The sequence below is a fragment of the Catenulispora rubra genome, assembly GCF_015356825.1.
In the GTDB taxonomy this organism is placed as follows: Bacteria; Actinomycetota; Actinomycetes; order Streptomycetales; family Catenulisporaceae; genus Catenulispora; species Catenulispora rubra.
In genome coordinates, this window is record NZ_JAACYW010000624.1 from 1 (window position 1) to 1,336 (window position 1,336).

At 59.3% G+C, this 1,336-nt stretch carries 2 rRNA genes; both read right to left on the bottom strand.

Going from position 1 to position 1,336, the window contains the following annotated elements:
• Positions 1–887 (bottom strand): 23S ribosomal RNA (locus tag GWK61_RS54605); the annotation flags it as partial.
• 336 nt (positions 888–1,223) lie between these two features.
• Positions 1,224–1,336: ribosomal RNA gene (locus GWK61_RS54610) — 16S ribosomal RNA — on the bottom strand; the annotation flags it as partial.

Genomic DNA, 1,336 nt, shown 5'->3' on the forward strand with positions numbered 1-1,336 from the left:
CACCCCTAACCACAGGTCATCCCCCAGGTTTTCAACCCTGGTGGGTTCGGGCCTCCACGCGGTCTTACCCGCGCTTCACCCTGCCCATGGCTAGATCACCACGCTTCGGGTCTAGGTCGCGCGACTCTGACGCCCTATTCGGACTCGCTTTCGCTACGGCTACCCCACCCGGGTTAACCTCGCCACACAACGCTAACTCGCAGGCTCATTCTTCAAAAGGCACGCGGTCACAACCAAGACTGGATAAATCCAGCTCAGCGTAGCTCCCACGGCTTGTAGGCACACGGTTTCAGGTACTCTTTCACTCCCCTCCCGGGGTACTTTTCACCTTTCCCTCACGGTACTAGTCCGCTATCGGTCACCAGGGAGTATTTAGGCTTAGCGGGTGGTCCCGCCAGATTCACACGGGATTTCTCGGGCCCCGTGCTACTTGGGATACTTCCTCGGAGCCAGCAATGTTTCGTCTACGGGGGTTTTACCCACTATGCCGGCGCTTTCGCATCGCCTTCGACTACACAACTGGTTTCTTACTCCGTGCCAGACCGGCAGATCTGACCAGAAAGTCCCACGACCCCGCCTGCGCAACCCCTGCCGGGTATCACACGCAAACGGTTTAGCCTCATCCGGTTTCGCTCGCCACTACTCCCGGAATCACTGTTGTTTTCTCTTCCTGACGGTACTGAGATGTTTCACTTCCCGTCGTTCCCTCCACACGCCCTATATATTCAGGCGTGGGTGACCGCACTCACATACGGCCGGGTTCCCCCATTCGGACACCCTCGGATCACAGCTCGTTTGACAGCTCCCCGAGGCCTTTCGCGGTCTACCACGTCCTTCATCGGCTCCTGGTGCCAAGGCATCCACCGTGCGCCCTTAAAAACTTGGCCACAAAGATGCTCGCATCCACTGTTCAGATCTCAAACACCCACCGGCTCACCACCTGGACTGTGATGCGCACCAGACAACCCCTCACGGGGCCCGGTATGCGATCGCCAGGCGATCCGGCTCTGAAGAAGACAACAGCCGGTCTCAGTTAAGAGAACCGGCTCGCTGTTTCCTCAGGACCCAACAGTGTGTGACTAACAAAGAATCGTGATGTTCCACCCATGAGCGCCGGCACCACCACGTACGGGTGATCAACCGGACTGCTCTGCGGACCCAGCCGTGCGGCACGACGGCCGACCCGCGATGTCGCGGGTGCTAGGTGCCGAGAGGCTCCTTAGAAAGGAGGTGATCCAGCCGCACCTTCCGGTACGGCTACCTTGTTACGACTTCGTCCCAATCGCCGGTCCCACCTTCGACGGCTCCCTCCACAAGGGTTAGGCCACCGGCTTCG